General features: G+C 73.0%; 14 protein-coding genes. 4 read left to right on the forward strand and 10 right to left on the reverse strand.

From position 1 onward, the window contains the following. The 6 genes from CCN42_RS24680 to CCN42_RS24705 all read right to left on the reverse strand — a co-directional run. The coding region (locus tag CCN42_RS24680) for a S1 family peptidase (RefSeq protein WP_086738927.1) at window positions 1–1,043 on the reverse strand (1,043 nt) is incomplete at its 3' end. 374 nt (window positions 1,044–1,417) lie between these two features. After that, on the reverse strand, window positions 1,418–2,320 hold the full coding sequence (locus tag CCN42_RS24685; protein ID WP_086738906.1) for a S1 family peptidase: 903 nt from the start codon (window positions 2,318–2,320) through the stop codon (window positions 1,418–1,420). Between the two features lie 219 nt (window positions 2,321–2,539). Further along, on the reverse strand, window positions 2,540–3,322 hold the full coding sequence (locus CCN42_RS24690; RefSeq protein WP_086738908.1) for a DUF1684 domain-containing protein: 783 nt from the start codon (window positions 3,320–3,322) through the stop codon (window positions 2,540–2,542). Window positions 3,323–3,428: 106 nt separating this feature from the next. Continuing rightward, window positions 3,429–5,186, reverse strand: coding sequence for an FAD/NAD(P)-binding protein (locus CCN42_RS24695; protein ID WP_086738910.1), 1,758 nt, complete (start codon window positions 5,184–5,186; stop codon window positions 3,429–3,431). Next, entirely contained in the window at window positions 5,183–6,031 is an 849-nt protein-coding gene (locus CCN42_RS24700) for an amino acid ABC transporter permease (protein ID WP_086738912.1), read from the reverse strand. The genes CCN42_RS24695 and CCN42_RS24700 overlap by 4 nt, the downstream gene beginning before the upstream one ends. Before the next feature lie 362 nt (window positions 6,032–6,393). Next, window positions 6,394–7,671: a DUF5685 family protein gene (locus CCN42_RS24705; protein WP_086738913.1), complete on the reverse strand. Its 1,278-nt coding sequence runs from the start codon at window positions 7,669–7,671 to the stop codon at window positions 6,394–6,396. A gap of 292 nt (window positions 7,672–7,963) precedes the next feature. Between CCN42_RS24705 and CCN42_RS24710 the strand changes: the two genes are divergently transcribed. Beyond that, window positions 7,964–8,401, forward strand: a complete 438-nt coding sequence (locus CCN42_RS24710) for a cell division protein SepF (RefSeq protein ID WP_043499496.1) — start codon at window positions 7,964–7,966, stop codon at window positions 8,399–8,401. A 41-nt stretch (window positions 8,402–8,442) separates the two neighbouring features. On the opposite strand, the gene CCN42_RS24715 is transcribed toward CCN42_RS24710, so the two are convergent. Continuing rightward, window positions 8,443–9,633: an acyl-CoA dehydrogenase family protein gene (locus CCN42_RS24715; RefSeq protein ID WP_086738915.1), complete on the reverse strand. Its 1,191-nt coding sequence runs from the start codon at window positions 9,631–9,633 to the stop codon at window positions 8,443–8,445. 112 nt (window positions 9,634–9,745) lie between these two features. Next, entirely contained in the window at window positions 9,746–11,353 is a 1,608-nt protein-coding gene (locus CCN42_RS24720) for an MFS transporter (RefSeq protein ID WP_086738917.1), read from the reverse strand. A 260-nt stretch (window positions 11,354–11,613) separates the two neighbouring features. Here CCN42_RS24720 and CCN42_RS24725 point away from each other — a divergent pair, with 260 nt between their 5' ends. Both CCN42_RS24725 and CCN42_RS24730 read left to right on the forward strand, forming a co-directional pair. Further along, window positions 11,614–12,765 carry a glycosyltransferase family 39 protein gene (locus CCN42_RS24725; protein ID WP_086738919.1) on the forward strand — a complete coding sequence of 384 codons (1,152 nt, stop codon included), beginning with the start codon at window positions 11,614–11,616 and terminating at the stop codon, window positions 12,763–12,765. 331 nt (window positions 12,766–13,096) lie between these two features. Next, window positions 13,097–13,777, forward strand: coding sequence for a DUF2637 domain-containing protein (locus CCN42_RS24730; RefSeq protein WP_245877448.1), 681 nt, complete (start codon window positions 13,097–13,099; stop codon window positions 13,775–13,777). Between the two features lie 40 nt (window positions 13,778–13,817). On the opposite strand, the gene CCN42_RS42695 is transcribed toward CCN42_RS24730, so the two are convergent. Together CCN42_RS42695 and CCN42_RS24735 are read right to left on the reverse strand one after the other, a co-directional pair. Continuing rightward, on the reverse strand, window positions 13,818–13,958 hold the full coding sequence (locus CCN42_RS42695; protein WP_158102127.1) for a hypothetical protein: 141 nt from the start codon (window positions 13,956–13,958) through the stop codon (window positions 13,818–13,820). A 39-nt stretch (window positions 13,959–13,997) separates the two neighbouring features. Further along, window positions 13,998–15,032 carry a helix-turn-helix domain-containing protein gene (locus CCN42_RS24735; RefSeq protein ID WP_086738923.1) on the reverse strand — a complete coding sequence of 345 codons (1,035 nt, stop codon included), beginning with the start codon at window positions 15,030–15,032 and terminating at the stop codon, window positions 13,998–14,000. Between the two features lie 72 nt (window positions 15,033–15,104). On the opposite strand from CCN42_RS24735, the gene CCN42_RS24740 reads away from it, so the two are divergent. Then, on the forward strand, window positions 15,105–16,338 hold a 1,234-nt coding region (locus tag CCN42_RS24740; RefSeq protein WP_086738925.1), incomplete at its 3' end, for an APC family permease.

Consider the following 16,338-nt stretch of genomic DNA (forward strand, 5'->3'; position numbering starts at 1 on the left):
ACCGGCTGGAAGAACGTCTCCCCGCCGGAGGTGCAGTCGCCGCTGCCGCCGGAGGTGAGGCCGATGGCCTTGTCACCGGAGAACAGCGCGCCGCCGCTGTCGCCGGGCTCGGCGCAGACGTCGGTCTGGATGAGGCCGTTGACGATGTCGCCGTTGCCGTAGTTCACGGTGGCGTCCAGGCCGGTGACCTTGCCGGAGTGCACCTGGGTGGTGGAGCCGCTGCGGGTGACCTCCATGCCGACGGTGGCCTCGGCCGCGCCGGTGATCTGCTGGGCCGAGCCGTCGTAGAGGTTGACCTCGCTCGGGTGGCCGACCTCGGCGGTGTACTTGACGAGGCCGTAGTCGTCGCCCGGGAAGCTGGAGACCTCGTTCTTCCCGATGACGGACCCGGCGGAGTCCGACCAGGTGGTGATCCCCTCGGTGCAGTGGCCGGCGGTCAGGAAGTACGGCTCCCCGCCCTTGACCACGTTGAAGCCGAGCGAGCAGCGCCCGCTGCCGTCGGTGATCGCGTCACCGCCGGCGATGAAGGGCTTGAACTCCCCCTTGGTGCGCTGGAGTTCGGCCACCGTGCCGAGTCCGTCGACGACCTGGCTCAGCTTCTTGAACTCGGCCGCCGAGACGGTGCGGTCGGCGGTGACGACGACCTTGTTGGTGGCCGGGTCGGTCACCCAGGCGGTGCCGGGGATGGTCGCGTCCTGCCGGAGCGTCGTGCGGGCGCTCTTCAGCTCGGCGAGGGAGTGCTCGACGATTCTGGCCTTCGCGCCGGCCTCCTCGACCACCTCGGCGGCGGCCTCGTCGAGCACGTTCACCACGAGGCTCCGGGCCTGGGCGTCGTAGTAGGTTCCGGCCGCGTCCGCGCCGAGGTCCCGGTCCAGCGTCGAGGCGAGCTTTCCGGCCGCCAGGGCGGACAGGGTCTTGAGCGCCGGGGTCTCCGTCGGCTCGCTGGCGTTCGCAGTCTGGAAGGTGACTCCCGCGGCGACGAGTGCGGCGATTCCCGCACCCGCCATGGCGGCCCGCCGCCTGGGTATGCGTCGGTGCTTCAACTCACGTCCTCCTGTGGGGGGTCGGCCCGCTGGTGGTTGTGGGGACCACCACGGGCCGGAAGGCTTGGTTGACGGGCGCCCACTCTTCCGAACCGCACAGGGAGCGCACAAGGTCCACTTCAGGACGCGCACACGGTGACCACGGCGCGCCCTCCGTCCCTCCACCACCTCGGCCGCCCCAAGGGAATTCGCAGTGCAAATGCCTACGCGTGAGTAACCGTGCACAGGGTGCTGAGGTCTAGTCCTGACTGATTATCACCCCCCGATTCCGCACGCGCCGGAGGTCCAAGGCGGCCAAAGGGGAGAGCCCCCGCACGCGTTCGCGTGCGGGGGCTCGGAGTGGTGCCGGGTACTGCCGACTGCGGGCGAAAGGCTCAGTAGACGCTGACTCCGTACGCGCTCAGGGCCTCGGTGACCGGCTGGAAGAAGGTCGTGCCACCGGTGCTGCAGTTGCCGCTGCCGCCGGAGGTCAGACCGTAGGCGGTGCCGTTGCTGCCGTAGAGCGGGCCACCGGAGTCGCCGGGCTCGGCGCAGACGTTGGTCTGGATCAGACCGGAGACGACGTCGCCGCCGCCGTAGTTGACGGTCGCGTTCAGGGCGGTGACCCGGCCGCTGTGCGTACCGGTGGTGGAACCGTCCCGGATGACGGTGGTGCCCACGGCCGGGGTGGCCGCGCGGGTGATGTCCACGCCGTTGGCGGTGCCGGGCCGGCTGACGGACCCGCTGTAGCGCACGATGCCGTAGTCGTTGCCCGGGAAGCTGGAGCCGGCCGTGGAGCCGATGACCGTGGTGCGACCGGAGTTGGAGTACCAGGTGCCCGCGCCGTCGGTGCAGTGGCCGGCGGTCACGAAGAACTGGGCGCCGCTGCTGTTCTGGACGTTGAAGCCGAGGGAGCAGCGCCAGCTGCTCGCGTAGATGGCGTCGCCGCCCTGGATGAGCTTGGTGAACTTGCCGGGCGTGCGCTTGATGGTGAGCGCGTCGGCGTTGGCCCCGGCCTGTTCCTTGATCTTGGCGATCTCGGCCTGGGAGACCGTGCTGTCGACGGTCACGACCAGGCGGTTGGTCTTGCTGTCGACGGCCCAGGCGGTGCCCGGGACGTCGGCCTCGAGCACCGAGGCGCCGGCGCTCTTCAGCTCGGTGGCGCTGAACGTGGCGGTGTCGGACGCGTTCGCGCTGGGGATCGCGATCGCGGCGGCGGCCACGAGTCCGGCGGATACGGCGGTCAGCCGGGTCCGTCTCGATATGCCGCTGCGGGGGGTGGTGCGCTTGATCCTCACTTTTCGTTCCTCCACAAAGGAAGTAGGGGGCCCGCGTGGGGTCGGGGCCCGTGAGGCGCAGCCGGGGGCACGGTTGTCCGGATTCCGAACACGCCGTGCCCCTGACAAGCGCTGGGTGGGAGTATTCGGCCGAACGGCCGGTAGGCGCAAGGGTGCCTTTCGGCCGTCAAGATTTGAACCAACTGTCTGATCGATCCCCGAAACGCCGTTGACGGCTCGTCAGGCGAGCCGCCGCTCCCCCGCCGCCACGGCCACGTCCAGGGTGTTCCCCGGCGGCGGGAAGGGGCAGACGAAGTGGTCGGCGAAGGCGCACGGCGGCAGCTGGGACCGGTTGAAGTCCACCGTCGTACGGCCGTCGGGACCGGGTGCGGCGGGCCGCAGGAACCGGAAGCGGTAACTGCCGTTTCCGCTGGTCGCGTCGGCGAAGACGGCCCACAGCGAGCCGTCGCCCTCCACCGACACCTGGAGGGTGTGCTCCCGGCCGTCCAGGGTGAACGCCAGCTGTCCGCCCAGCCCGAGCCCGCGCCGCCGCCCGTCCGCGTTCTCCACCCGCACGGTGCGCTCGTCGGCGTAGGGGGTGAAGCGCCCCGGCACCGACCAGCGCGGATCGTAGGGCGTGGCCTCGATGCCGCGGAACCGGCGGCGGGCCCCGGCGGCCGGGTCGAAGTCGCGTACCCCCCATTCCCCTTCGCGGACCAGCACGACGAGCCGTCGTTCGCCGTAGCCGACCCGCGCGGCCGCGGCCGGGCCGGCGTCGGCCGCGAGCCGTACCCGGCCCTCGAAGGGCTCGCCGTCGACGGTCAGTCCGTCCGGGCGGGCGGCGGTCAGGACGGCCGCGTCCCCGTCGGTGGTCCAGTTCCCCGGGATGTCCGGAAGTCGCCCCTCCGGATAGTCGTCCAGCCAGTGGGTCGCGGTCAGCGCGAGCGGCCCGTAGGGGGCGGTGACCGTCTCCAGGCGCCGTTCGTGCCACTTCTTCCACTCGTCGGATGCGTCCGTCGTCATGTGATCAACCCTTCCGTGACGGGTCGGATGACCCGCGGTGTGAGCGCTTTCCCCGCGCCCCGGTATTCCGTGCGGCACCCCGCCCGGCACTCCGCGCGTGCGCGGCTCAGGCGGCGGCCCGGCCCGCCGGCGCCCGGAGGAACGTCAGCACCGCCCGGGCCGCCGCGTCGTTCTGCCGGAACGCCGGCCCGCCGGTCCGCGGCCGGGTGAACGCGCCGGCGCCCCGCGCGTCGGTGTGCGGGCCGAGCGCGAACCGGCGCGGATGCGGGCGGCCGGACCGGTCCAGCACCCGCCCGTCGACGGTGTCCACCCGCAGCAGCCCGTCGGGGGTGGCGGCGGCCCCCTCGGCGTACAGCTCCCTCAGCAGCGGATCGCGGGACCGGGCCGCCGTGGGCTGCGGCAGCCGCGCCTCGACCAGCGCCCGGGCCTCGACGGCGAACCCCGGCACGGTCGGGCTCGTCGCCCGGAACACCCCGCCCTCGGCGCGCACGCCCATGTCGGCGCCGACGAACCGCAGCACGCCCGCGCGGGACAGCGCGAGCATCTGCCGCAGCCGGGGGCCGGGCGGCCCGGAGGCCAGATAGCTGAAGAAGCCGTGCCACCAGGGGCCGATGTCGCCGAGCCGGGTCAGCCGGCCGTACACGGAGAGCAGGGCGCCGAAGACGGCCAGGTCAGGGCTGTGCGCGGGATCGTGACGTCGTGTCAGGTCGGCCTCCACGTAACGGCGCAGTCCGGCCTGGAACGCCTCGTGCGAGGGGTACCGCGTCCCGGCCAGCGGCCGGTCGAGCGCGGCCAGGTCCAGCCGGTCGGCGGGGTCGGGCACGGCGGCGGCGACCAGGGCAGCCCGCTCCGCCGGGTCGTCGGCGGCGGCGTACGCCCGCTCGAAGACGCCCCAGCCGAAGCCCGTCCGCTCGGGGTGGGCGCCGAACAGCCGGTGGTAGTGGGCGTATCCCAGCTCCTTCTCCACCAGCGGCCACACGTCCCGCCGGAAGTCGAAGCCCTCCGGCCGGGCGAGCAGCGCGTCCACCTCGGCGGGGCCGAAGAACCGGGGCAGCGGCGGCGGCGCGCCGTCCAGCCGGTAGCCGATCTTCGAGTGGTACGGCACGCCGCGCCGCGATCCGACGTACAGCACCGGCTCCCGGCCGGACGGCAGGTAGGTGTCCTGGTCGAACCGCCCGCCACGCCCCTCGGTGAGCAGCACCATCAGGTCGACGAAGGCCAGTCCGAAGCCGCGCACCAGGACCGGCTCACCGGGCCGCAGCGGGGTCAGGTCGCTGTCGGCGGTGAAGTCGGGCGGCAGGTGGACGAGACCGTGGTCGCGGGCGTACGCGCCCAACGCGGCCTGCTCCTCGTCGGGTTCGGCGTCGAGGTGGCCGAGGGTGAGGATCACCAGGTCGGCGAGGAGGGGGCGCGGCCGGTCCGCCAGCCACACCCGCTGCCGGCCCTCGCGCGGCCCGGAGACGCGCAGGGCGCGGCACGGATGGTGGTGCACGGTGACCTCCGGGGGCAGCGCGGCCACCGCCCGCCGGTAGGCCCAGCGCAGATAGGAGCCCTGGACCCGGCGGCCGACGAAGGCGTCCCCGGCGAGCCCGGCCCACTCGTGCAGGGCGGGGCCCTCCCGGACGGGCCCGGCCATCTCCACGCTGGTGTCGGTGAAGACGGTGACGTCCTCGGCGCGGGAGTTCATCCACAGCAGGGGCGACTGTTCGGTGCGCCAGATCCGTCCGGGGCCGGGCGGGTAGGGGTCGACGAGGTGGATGTCGAGGCCCGTGCCGGGCGCCAGTTCGGCGGCGTTGGCGGCGATCCGCTCCAGGACGCCGGTGCCGCGCGGCCCGGCCCCGACGATGACCAGGGAGGCTCTCATCGGCCGGGCTCCGTACCGCGCGCGTAGCGCTTCTCGACGTAGTACTGGCCGACGCCGAGCACCGAGGTGACGACGGTGTACCAGACGGTGGCCACCATCAACAGCGGGATGACCTGGTACGTCTGGTGGTAGACGAGCTGGGTCGAGTACAGCAGGTCCTGGACGGCGATGACGCTGACGATGGAGGTGCCCTTGAGGGTGCCGATCAGCATGTTCCCGGCGGGCGGCACGATGGAGCGCATCGCCTGCGGGAGCACGATCCGCCACCAGCGGCGCCACCGGCTCAGCCCGAGCGCCTGCGCGGCCTCGATCTGCCCGCCGCCGACGGAGAGGATCCCGCCGCGCACCACCTCGGCGGCGTAAGCGGCCTCGTGCAGGGTCAGTCCGATGACGGCGACCGCGACCGGGCCGAGCAGGTCGACCGTCTTCACGCCGAGGATCTGCGGGTAGAGCGCCCCGACGTTGAACCACAGCAGCAGCTGAACGAGCATCGGGATCGACCGGAACAGCCAGACGTATCCCCAGCTGACGGCCCTGAGCACGGGGTTGGCGGAGAGCCGGGCCGCCGCGAGCAGGGCGCCCAGCGCGAAGCCGAGCACCATCACCACGGCGGTCAGCCAGAGGGTGAGCCACAGTCCGCGCAGCACCGAGGCCGAGGTGAAGTGGTCGGCGACGACGCCCCACTGGAAGGCGTCGTTGCGCAGCACGGAGTCGACGGCGAGGCCGAGCAGGACGAGGACGACGGCCGCGGCCAGCCACTGGCCGTAGCGGCGTTGGGGGACGATGCGCGCGGCGTCGGCGGAGACGGGGGGCGCTGGTGCTTTGGCAAGGGTGTCGGAGGACATGCGAAGGCTCCGTGGCTCGTGGAACACGGTGATGCCTTCACACGGGCGCCGAGAACGGCGTCGTCCACGGCCGAGCCCCTCAGCACGGCCGCCGGTCGAGAGTACGGGCCCGGTCCGCCGGCCTGTCAAGGCCGTCCGGATGGTGAGCCACGCGTCTCATTTCCACGGACTGTGGTTGACGGGCCGTCGGAACGCCTGTTCCACTTGGCCCATGCATCCGCAGCAGTGGCTGGTCACGCGCTCCCACATCGACTTCGGTCGAGTGTGGTCCGCTTCCTGTTGAGCCGACCCTCCGCGCCCTGCTGCTCCTTCTCCTCCTTCCTCGCCTTCACACGCACCCCTCCCCTCGGCACGTCCGCGGCTCAGCAGCCGTCACAGGGGCAGCAGCAGTCACAGCTGGGGCAGTCGCAGTCGCGGCAGCAGCCCTCGCGCTTCTTCCGGGACCACGGTCCCTCGTACTCCTTCGCGCAGCACAGCTTGCAGGTGCAGCACAGCAGCCAGAACATCCCGCATCCGGCCCAGAACCCGCGCCGCCCCTGCGGCGGCTGGGACGCGGGCCCACCTCCGAATCCGCCGAAGTCACCGCCTCCTCCCCCGCCGTGGGGGCCTCCGCCGTACCCTCCCGCGCCGTGCGCTCCGCCGCCGGCGTACGGGTTGTGCGGGCCGCCCTGCTGCGGTGGCGTGCCGTAGGGCCCTGCCTGGTAGGGGTGCTGCGGCTGCCCGTACGGTCCGGGCTGCTGCGGCTGCCCGTACGGCCCGGGCTGGTGGGTCGCGCACGCTGGCACCGTGCCGAAGGCGCGGTCCACCGAGCGCCGCAGTTCGTGCACGAGGAGCAGATGGGCGAGGCGCCCGTCGGTGAACTCGACCTCGCGCAGCGCGAGCCGGATGCCGTGCACGGCGTCGTCGGCGAGCCGGTGGGCCTCGGCGAGCGAGGTGCCGGTGGCGGTGAGCGGGTTCCAGGCGCCCGACGCGGCGTCAGCCGCCCTGTCCTCCACGGCGTCCAGCAGGTGCGCGAGCCGCCCGAAGAGCCGGCCGGCCTCGGCCAGGGGCGCGGCGTTGCCGGGGCGCCCGGCGAGCAGCGCGGTGTGTGCGAAGGCGGCGGCGGTGGCGGTCTCGGTGGGTTCGGTGACGGTGAGGACCGGGGTGCCCGGGCCGGCGAGCGCCTCGATGCCGAGCTGCCGGTCCACGGCGTCGACCAGCAAGGCGGTGTCGAAGCCGACGGCCGAGCCGGTGCGGGCGCCGGCGCGGCCCCAGCTGCCGGCGACCCGGCGGGCGGCGAGCGCCACCGGGCGGCGGGCCAGCAGTCCGTCGCCGTCGGCGACGTGGTCGCGCACCTTGGCGGAGGCGAGCACCAGGGAGACGGCCGCGGCGAGCCGGGCGCCCTCGCCCCGGGCCACGGACGCGGTGCGCATCCCGCGCAGCGGGCACGGTCCGGCCGTCCGCCGCCACCGGCCGCCCTCGCGCTCGCCCTGAGCCTCCGTCAGAACGGAGACGAGCAGGCCGTCGTAGTTGGTCACCACCCGGGCGAGCTGGCCGTGGTCGGAGCGCAGCGCGAGGCACAGCCCGCACAGATGCGCCATCCACTCGGTCTTGAGCCGTTCACCGAGACGATGACTGCAAGGCCGGACTATTCCGAACAAGACGCTTCCCCCGTGGTCCGTACGACGCGGATTCGGCCGCATCGTATCGGCCACTCCGTTCACCCGTACGCCCCGCCCGTCACCCGGACGCCGCGAAGAATCATATTTCACTCACAGTCAGCAGCCGCATGGGTCAAGACCCTTGGGGTATCCGGCCTCTCGACGGATTCGCTGTGCACCAGTACCGTCACAAACCCCCCGCACGGCGTCTATCCACTTGGCGCGACATCCGCATCATGGACGACCATGGGGATGCGGAAAGGAAGAAAGACCGCTGTGAGAGGAGGCGTCCATGGGATCGGTGCGCAAGGCGAGTGCGTGGCTCGGCCTCGTCGACGACAACGATGACGAGCGCTACTACGACGACGACACGTACGAGGGGAACGAGCCCGGGGACGCCTGGGTCACGGACCCGAGGGTGAAGGTGGCTTCGGACACCGCCGAGGAGAAGGGCCGCCGGATCGGCACGGTGACCCCGGACAGCTTCCGGGACGCGCGGGCCATCGGCGAGCTGTTCCGGGACGGCGTCCCGGTGATCATGAATCTGACGGCCATGGAGCCCGCCGACGCCAAGCGCGTCGTCGACTTCGCGGCCGGGCTCATCTTCGGGCTGCGCGGGTCGATCGAGCGGGTGTCCACCCGGGTGTTCCTGCTGACCCCCGCCCACACGGAGATCGTGAACGGCGACCCGGCCGCGCACCGCGCGGACGGTTTCTTCAACCAGAGCTGAGGCGGGGCCGATCACCGGCCCCGCCTCCGCTCCCCGGCGGCTTACCGGAACGCGTCCAGTCCGGTGAGCGCCTTGCCGAGCACCAGCTGGTGCATCTCGACGGTGCCCTCGTAGGTGAGCACCGATTCCAGGTTGGTCGCGTGCCGCATCACGGGATATTCGAGGGAGATCCCGTTGGCACCGAGGATCGTGCGGGCCGTACGGCAGATGTCGATGGCCTCGCGGACGTTGTTGAGCTTGCCGAAGCTGACCTGCTCCGGACGCAGGCGGCCGGCGTCCATCCGCCGCCCCAGATGGTGGGCGAGCAGAATCCCCTTGTGCAGTTCGACCGCCATGTCGGCGAGCTTGGCCTGGGTGAGCTGGAACCCCCCGAGGGGCCGCCCGAACTGCTCCCGGGACTTCGCGTAGTCGACGGCGGTCTCGAAACAGGTGCGCGCCGCGCCCATCGCGCCCCACACGATGCCGTAGCGGGCGTGCGAGAGACAGCTGAGCGGGCCGCGCAGTCCGGTCACCCCGGGCAGCACGGCGTCGGCGGGCAGCCGTACGCCGTCCAGGACCAGTTCACTGGTGACGCTGGCCCGCAGGGACCATTTGTGCTTGATCTCGGGCGCCGAGAAGCCGGGGGTGCCCGTGGGGACGGCGAACCCGCGGATGCCCTCGTCGGTCTGCGCCCAGACGACGGCGACCCCGGCGACGGAACCATTGGTGATCCACATCTTGCGGCCGTTCAGCACCCAGTCGGTGCCGTCCTTCTTGGCGTACGTCCGCATGGCGGCGGGGTCGGAGCCGTGGTCGGGCTCGGTGAGGCCGAAGCAGCCGATGACCTCCCCGGCGGCCATCCGCGGCAGCCAGGCCTGCTTCTGCTCCTCGCTGCCGTAGCGGTGGATCGCGTACATGGCGAGAGAGCCCTGCACCGAGACGAGGGAGCGGATGCCGGAGTCGGCGGCCTCCAGCTCCAGACAGGCCAGCCCGTACTGCACGGCGCTGGCGCCCGCGCAGCCGTACCCGTCGAGGGACATGCCGAGCGCGCCGATGGCGCCGAGTTCCCGGGCCAGCTCGCGGATCTGCGGCAGCTCGCCGCTCTCGTACCACTCGGCGACGTACGGCAGCACCCGGTCCGCAGCCCAGCCGCGCACGGTGTCGCGGACGGCCAGATCCTCCGGTTCGAGGAGATCGTCCAGGCCGAGCGGGTCGGCGGGATCGAACGGCGGCAGCTTGGCGGACATGGACACGGGCACCCTCCGGCGGCTCGTGAGCGGCGGCACCAGCTGTTGACTAGCACCGCTAGTCTCGGATTCAGGGCGACGCTACGGCGCGGTCTGCCGTACGTCCAGCATCAGCCGCTCAGGCGGACACCCTGGACTCGGCCACTTCACGCGGCGCCGGCACCTCGACCTTGCCGTCCTCCGGCTCGCAGTGCATCACCCGCGGCAGGCGCAGCGCCATCACCGCGCCGAGCAGCAGGAGCCCCGCGCTGACCAGCAGCGTCACGTGGAGTCCGTGCACGAAGCAGTCCCGCGCGGCGCTGCGCAGGGCCGCGCCCGCCTCGCCGCCGAGCCGGCCCGCCACCACGTAGGCCTCGCCCAGCGAGTGGCCCGCGGCGGCCGAGGCCGACGTCGGCACCCCGGGCACCGAGGACAGGCCGGGCGTGTACGCCGCGTTCATCACGCTGCCCAGCAGGGCGATGCCGATACCCGCGCCCAGCTGGTACGACGTCTCGCCGATCGCCGCCGCCCCGCCGGCCTGCTCCTGCGGAGCCTCGCTCAGCATCGACTCGTACGCCCCGAAGAGGGTGGTCTCCAGGCCGAAGCCGAGCAGTACGAAGCCGGACAGCATCAGCGCGGCGTTGTCCTCGCGGCCCATCGCGGTCAGCAGCACCACCGCGCCCGCCGTCAGGCAGAAGCCGAACGCCACCATCCGGCGCGGCCCGAAGCGGCGCAGCATCCGCGCCCCGAACAGGCCCGCCGCCATCGCCGCCACGGTCAGCGGCAGCAGCCGCAGCCCGGTCTGCAGCGGGGAGAGTCCCAGCACCAGCTGGAGGTACTGCGCCGCGATCAGCTCCAGGCCGACCAGGGCGAGCATGGCCAGCACGATGCAGCCGACGGAGGTACTGAACGCCGGCCGGGCGAACATCGTCAGGTCGACCAGCGGATACGCCCGCCGCCGCTGCCGTCGAACGAACAGCGCCAGCAGGACGGCGCCGACGAGCAGGGGCAGCACGGTGAACGGGCCGGTCATGTCCTCCCCGCCGCCGAGGCGCTTCACCCCGAGCACGACGCCGAAGAGGCCGACCGCCGCCATCAGCGCGCCGACCACGTCCCAGGGACCCTTGCCGTCGCCCTTGGACTCGGGCAGCAGCAGCCGCCCCACCGGCAGGCTGACCAGCATCAGCGGAATGTTGACGAGGAAGACCGAGCCCCACCAGAAGTGCTCCAGCAGGAAGCCGCCGAGCAGCGGGCCGACGGCCGCGCCGACCGCGGCGACCGCGCTCCAGATGCCGATGGCGAGCGCCCGCTCCCGCCGGTCGGGGAAGACCTGGCGCAGGATCGACAGCGTCGCGGGCATGATCATCGCGCCGCCGACGCCGAGCAGCGCCCGGGCGACGATCAGCAGCTGGGCGTCGGGGGCGAAGGCGGCCAGCGCGGAGGCCACGCCGAAGAGGGCGTATCCGAGGAGGAGGATCCGTCTGCGGCCCACCCGGTCGCCGAGCGTGCCGAACAGGATCAGCAGCGCGGCGCAGACCAGCGGGTAGGTGTCGACGATCCAGAGCAGCTCTATCGCGCCGGGCCTGATGTCCTCGGTGACGGCGGGCACGGCCACGTGCAGCACCGTCGCGTCGACGGCGACCAGCAGCAGGCTGACGCAGAGGACGAGGAGCACGACCCAGCGGTTGGCACCGGCCCCGGCCGCCCGACGGCGCAGCCCGACGGCAGCCGTGGTCGTCCCGGACATGTACGTACCTCCCAGATGTTCCCTCGCGTTCGGCGGGCTCACGGAGGTGGGGACTCCGCCGTGACTCGGCCGGAGGAGCGGTGGTCTCCGGCCCGCGCAACGAATGGCGAGTGACACGTCAGCGTACGCGAGTCCGTGGCGGGGGCGCGTGGCGTGGCTCTCACCCGTCCGGCGGATCCGGTGTGGCGTGCGCCACTCCCGCTGCCGGGGGCCCGGCCGGGCCGGCCGTCCGTTTCGCCCGCCCGCCGATAATCGAGCCCGTGACCGATCTTGAGACGCGCCCCGCGCGCCCCACGCTGTCGCGCGCGGCGCCCGCCCTGCTGGGGTACGCGGCCGTCCGCGCCCTGGGGCTGCTCGCGCTGGCCCTGTGGAGCGCCGCGCGCGACAAGAGCGCGTACACCCTGCTGACCGCCCGCTGGGACTCCCTCTGGTACGTCAGGGTCGCCGAGCTGGGCTACGGCTACGAGGTCCGCCTGCCCAACGGCGACGTCCACTCCAACCTCGCGTTCTTCCCGTTGCTGCCGTGGCTGGAGCGGCTGGGGCACGCGGTGACCCCGCTGTCGTACGCGGACGCCGGGTTCGCCGTCGGCCTGCTCGCCTCGCTCGCCGCGGCCTGGGGGATCTTCGCGGTCGCCGACCTGCTGTACGGGCGCCGGGCCGGAGTGTGCGCGGTGCTGGTGTGGGCGGTGCTGCCGGTCGGGATCGTGCAGTCGATGGCGTACAGCGAGTCCCTGTTCACCGCGCTGGCCGCCTGGTCCCTGTACGCCGTCATCACCGGCCGCTGGCTCACCGCGGGTGCCCTCACCTGCGCCGCCGGACTCAACCGCCCCACTGCCGTCGCCCTGATCGCGGCCCTCGCCGTGGCCGCGCTGCTCGCGCTCCGCGAGCGCCGCGACGGCCCCCTCCGGCCCCTGGCCGCACTCGCGATCGCCCCCCTCGGCCTGGTCGGCTACCTGGGCTGGGTGGGCCACGAAATGGGCGACTACGGCGGCTACTTCGCGCTCCAGCGCGGCGCCTGGGCCCACACCTTCGACTACGGCGAGCACACCCTGGACGTGCTGACCTCCCTCCCGGTGGGCCACTTCGACTACCTCTCCGCGTTCCCCTTCGCCGATCTGATCGGCACGGGCGTCGTCCTCCTGGCCCTCGCCCTGCTGCCGTTGCTGATCCGCGAGCGCCCGCCGGCCGTACTGGTCGTGTACACGGTGCTCACCCTCGCGCTCGTCCTGGGCAGCCAGCAGATCTTCGCCAACGTCTCCCGCTATCTGCTCCCGGCCTTCCCGCTGTTCCTCCCGCTCGCCGCCGCCCTGCGCCGCCTCACCCTGCCCCAGCTGCTCCTCCTCCTCGGCCCGGCCGCCCTGGCCTCCGGCTCGTACGCGGGATATGCGCTCTTCGAACTGGGAGTTCCGTAATTATCCGACAGCGATATTTCGGGCCTGAACGGCCCCGTTATTAAGTAATTATCGAGGCGGCCGTTCACTCATTTGCCGCGCACCCGCCGGAGTCCGGCGCCGTTAGGGGGGATATGAACAATGCACGTGCTACCAGAGAGGGGCGCTATCGCCTCCTCGTACAGCGCCCGGTGGTGACCGCTTGCGAACTCCCGGCCAGGGCGCAGGCCACGGAGCCGCTTCTGCGGGAGTTCCTTGATCTGCTGAGCACACTGGAAGCCGATCTGGCACAGCGGTGGATCAAGACCGAGAGTCGATGATCTTTTCGGGATCGGAGCAGTCAGGCTGCGTCATGTACAACGAAGGACATCTCTCCCCACCCCTGGTGCCACCGGACGCGGCCTGGGACCCGGCCGAGGAACTGGCCTGGATGCTCCAGGAGGCCATGGAGGAGGAACTTCCCAGAATTCCCGGACCCCGCGACGAGGAATCGATCACCGCGCCGGCCGGAGGCACACCGCTGGGGGATCTCCAGGAGATCCCCGCGGAGCCGCCCCCACTGAGGCCCAGCCACCGCGGCCACCGCCGGATCGCCGAGCGCAAGCGCCGCGGCGCACTGCAGACCACGAGCTGTCTCGTCGCCGCGCTGGCGGCGGTCATCGCCTGCGGAGTGAGTTTCTTCAGCGGACTGGTCGCCTGCGAGCCCCTGCGGATGGTGGCAGCGGCCCGCGTGCCGGGCGGCATCGTCCCGTGGTGGCCCCTGCTGGTGTACGGCCCCTGGCTGGTCGCGTCGCTCTCCGTGCTGCGGGCCGCGCTCCACCAGCGCCGCGCCGTGCACTCCTGGTGCACCGTCCTGTTCTTCTCGGCGATCACCATCTTCCTGTGCGTCCTCCAGGCCCCGAAGACCGTGCTCGACACCACCGCCGCCGCCCTCCCCGGGCTCGCCTCCCTCGCCTGCTTCCAGCAGGCCGTCCGGCAGGTCACCCTCACCCGGGCGCCCCGGAAGTCGACGCCCCGGCACCGCAACCGGTGAACTCTTCCCGCTGACAGGGGGCCGTACGGTGCCTGGCTCATCACGAGCGGCGGACGGAACTGCCCAGGATCGAGCCGTCGTCCGCGATCTCCTTTCCCGGCGAGCCGTTCACGCCGCCGGCCGCCTCGTGGCGCACGGCAACCGCCTCCGCATCTGCGCTCGTTCGGACGTCGCGTTCCATCCGCACGTGCGTTGCGCGCCGTTCCCGCGAGGGCCGCGCTCAGGTGAGGGATGACCGCTCCGCCGCGCCGCCCCGGAACACCTGCCGGTACGTCTGCGGCGAGACCGTGGTGAGCCGGGCGAAGTGGTGGCGGAGATTGGCGGCCGTGCCGAAGCCGGCGCGGCGGGCCACGGACTCCACGGGGTCGTCGGTGGTCTCCAGCAACTCCTGGGCCAGACGGACCCGCTCCTGGAGGATCCACTGCAGCGGGGTGGTGCCGAGGGCCTCGCGGAAGCGGCGGGCGAAGGTGCGTTCGCCGAGGTGGGCCCGGCGGGCCAGCGCGGCCACGGTCAGCGGCTCGTGCAGGCGCTCCCGTGCCCAGTCCAGGACCGGGGCGAGACCGGTGTCGCGGCGGGCGCGGGGCACCCCGGCGAGCGGATTGGCGTACTGGCTCTGGCCGCCCTCCCGGTGCGGGGGTACGACCATCCGGCGGGCCACCTCGTTGGCGACCGCGGAGCCGCGGTCCTGGCGGACCAGATGGAGGCACAGGTCGATCACGGCACCGGTGCCGGCCGAGGTGAAGACGCCGCCGTCCTGGACGTAGAGCGCGGCCGGTTCGTAGGTGACGTCCGGGAACCGGTGGGCGAAGTCGGCGGCGTTCATCCAGTGGTTGGTCGCGCGCCGCCCGGTCAGCAGACCCGCGGCGGCGAGGACGTACGCGCCGCTGCACAGGGAGACGATCCGGCGTCCTCGCGCGTGGGCGGTGCGCAGCGCGTCGAGCAGCGGCTCCGGCGGATCCGTCTGCACCCGCCGCTCGACGGCGGCCACCACCACCGTGTCCGCCGCCACCAGGTCGTCCAGGCCGTACGGGGTGTGCAGGGTGAGCCCGGCGGTGGTGCGCAGCACGCCCGGTTCGGCGGCACACAGGCGCAGGTCGTACCAGGGGTCGCTGATGTCGCTCCGGTCGAGGCCGAACACCTCGCAGGGCACCGCGAGTTCGAAGGTGGGGGCGTTGTCGGTGACGGCCACCGCCACGACGTGCCGGTCCGGCCGCGCGGCGGACGCCGTCACGGCGTCCCTCCTGCCAGTCGTCATGACGGGAATTTAGCGCAGTGGGTCGTTTCTGCCACTGGCCGGTGGGGCGACCTGGCAGCGAGGCTCGACGGCATGCCTGATCAGAACCCCGCCGGGGGGCGGCTCACCGCCGCCCACGGCACCGCCCTGTACGTCGGCGCCGTGCTCGGCACCGGAGTCATCGCCCTGCCCGCGCTCGCCGCCGAGGTCGCCGGACCGGCCTCGCTGCTGGCCTGGCTCGGGCTCGCCGTGCTGTCCGCGCCGCTCGCGGCGGCCTTCGCCGCGCTCGGAGCGCGCCACCCGGACGCCGGGGGCGTGTCGACGTACGCCCGGCTGGCGTTCGGCGAGCGGGCCGCCGCGGTGGCCGGCTGGTGCTTCTACTTCGCCATCCCGCCGGGCGCGGTGGCCGCCGCGCTGTTCGGCGCCTCGTACGTCTCCGCCGCCCTGGGCGGCGGCACGGCCACCACCACGGTCACCGCCGCCGGGCTCATGCTCACCGTCACGCTGGTCAACGCCTTCGGACTGCGGATGACGGGACGCGCCCAGTTCCTGCTGTTCCTGCTGCTGCTCGCGCTGCTGACGACCGCCGTCCTCCTCTCCCTGCCGCACGCCCGCGCGGAGCACCTGCGCCCGTTCGCCCCGCACGGCTGGACGGCGGTCGGCCCGGCGGCGGCGCTGCTCGTGTTCAGCTTCGCCGGGTGGGAGGCGGTCACCCACCTCGCGGGCGAGTTCCGCAGGCCCGCGCGCGACCTGGCACGGGCCGCCGGCGCGGCCGTGGTGATCGTCGGAGTCCTCTACCTCGCGGTCGCCTTCGCGGTCGTGGCCGTTCTCGGCCCCGCCGCGGCCGGCTCCGACGCCCCCCTCGGCGACCTGATGGCCCTCGGCCTCGGCGGCGGCGCCCGCCCGCTCGCGGCCCTCGCCGCCGTCCTGCTCACCCTCGGCACCATGAACGCCTACTACGCCGGCGCCGCCAAACTCGGCGCCGCCCTCGGCCGCGACGGCGTCCTGCCCGCCTGGTTCGCCCAGGGCAGCACCGCAGGCGAGACCCCGCGCCGCAGCCTCTTCTTCGTCTCCGCCCTCGCCGGCCTGGCCCTGCTCACCGTCACCGCCACGGGCACCGGCGCCCTGCCCGCCGTGATGCTCTCCTCCGGCTCCTTCGTCGTCGTCTACGCGATCGGCGTGGCCGCCGCGATGCGCCTCCTCCCCCGCCGCAGCTCACCACCACCGGCCACAGCAGGTAGAGGCCCGACAGGGCCAGCAGGAGCAGGACCGCCGCCAGGGCCGCCCAGGCCGACGTCCGGCCCGCGCTGCGGCGGGGGAGGAGGCG

It is taken from the genome of Streptomyces glaucescens, assembly GCF_002154375.1.
Classification (GTDB): Bacteria; Actinomycetota; Actinomycetes; order Streptomycetales; family Streptomycetaceae; genus Streptomyces; species Streptomyces glaucescens.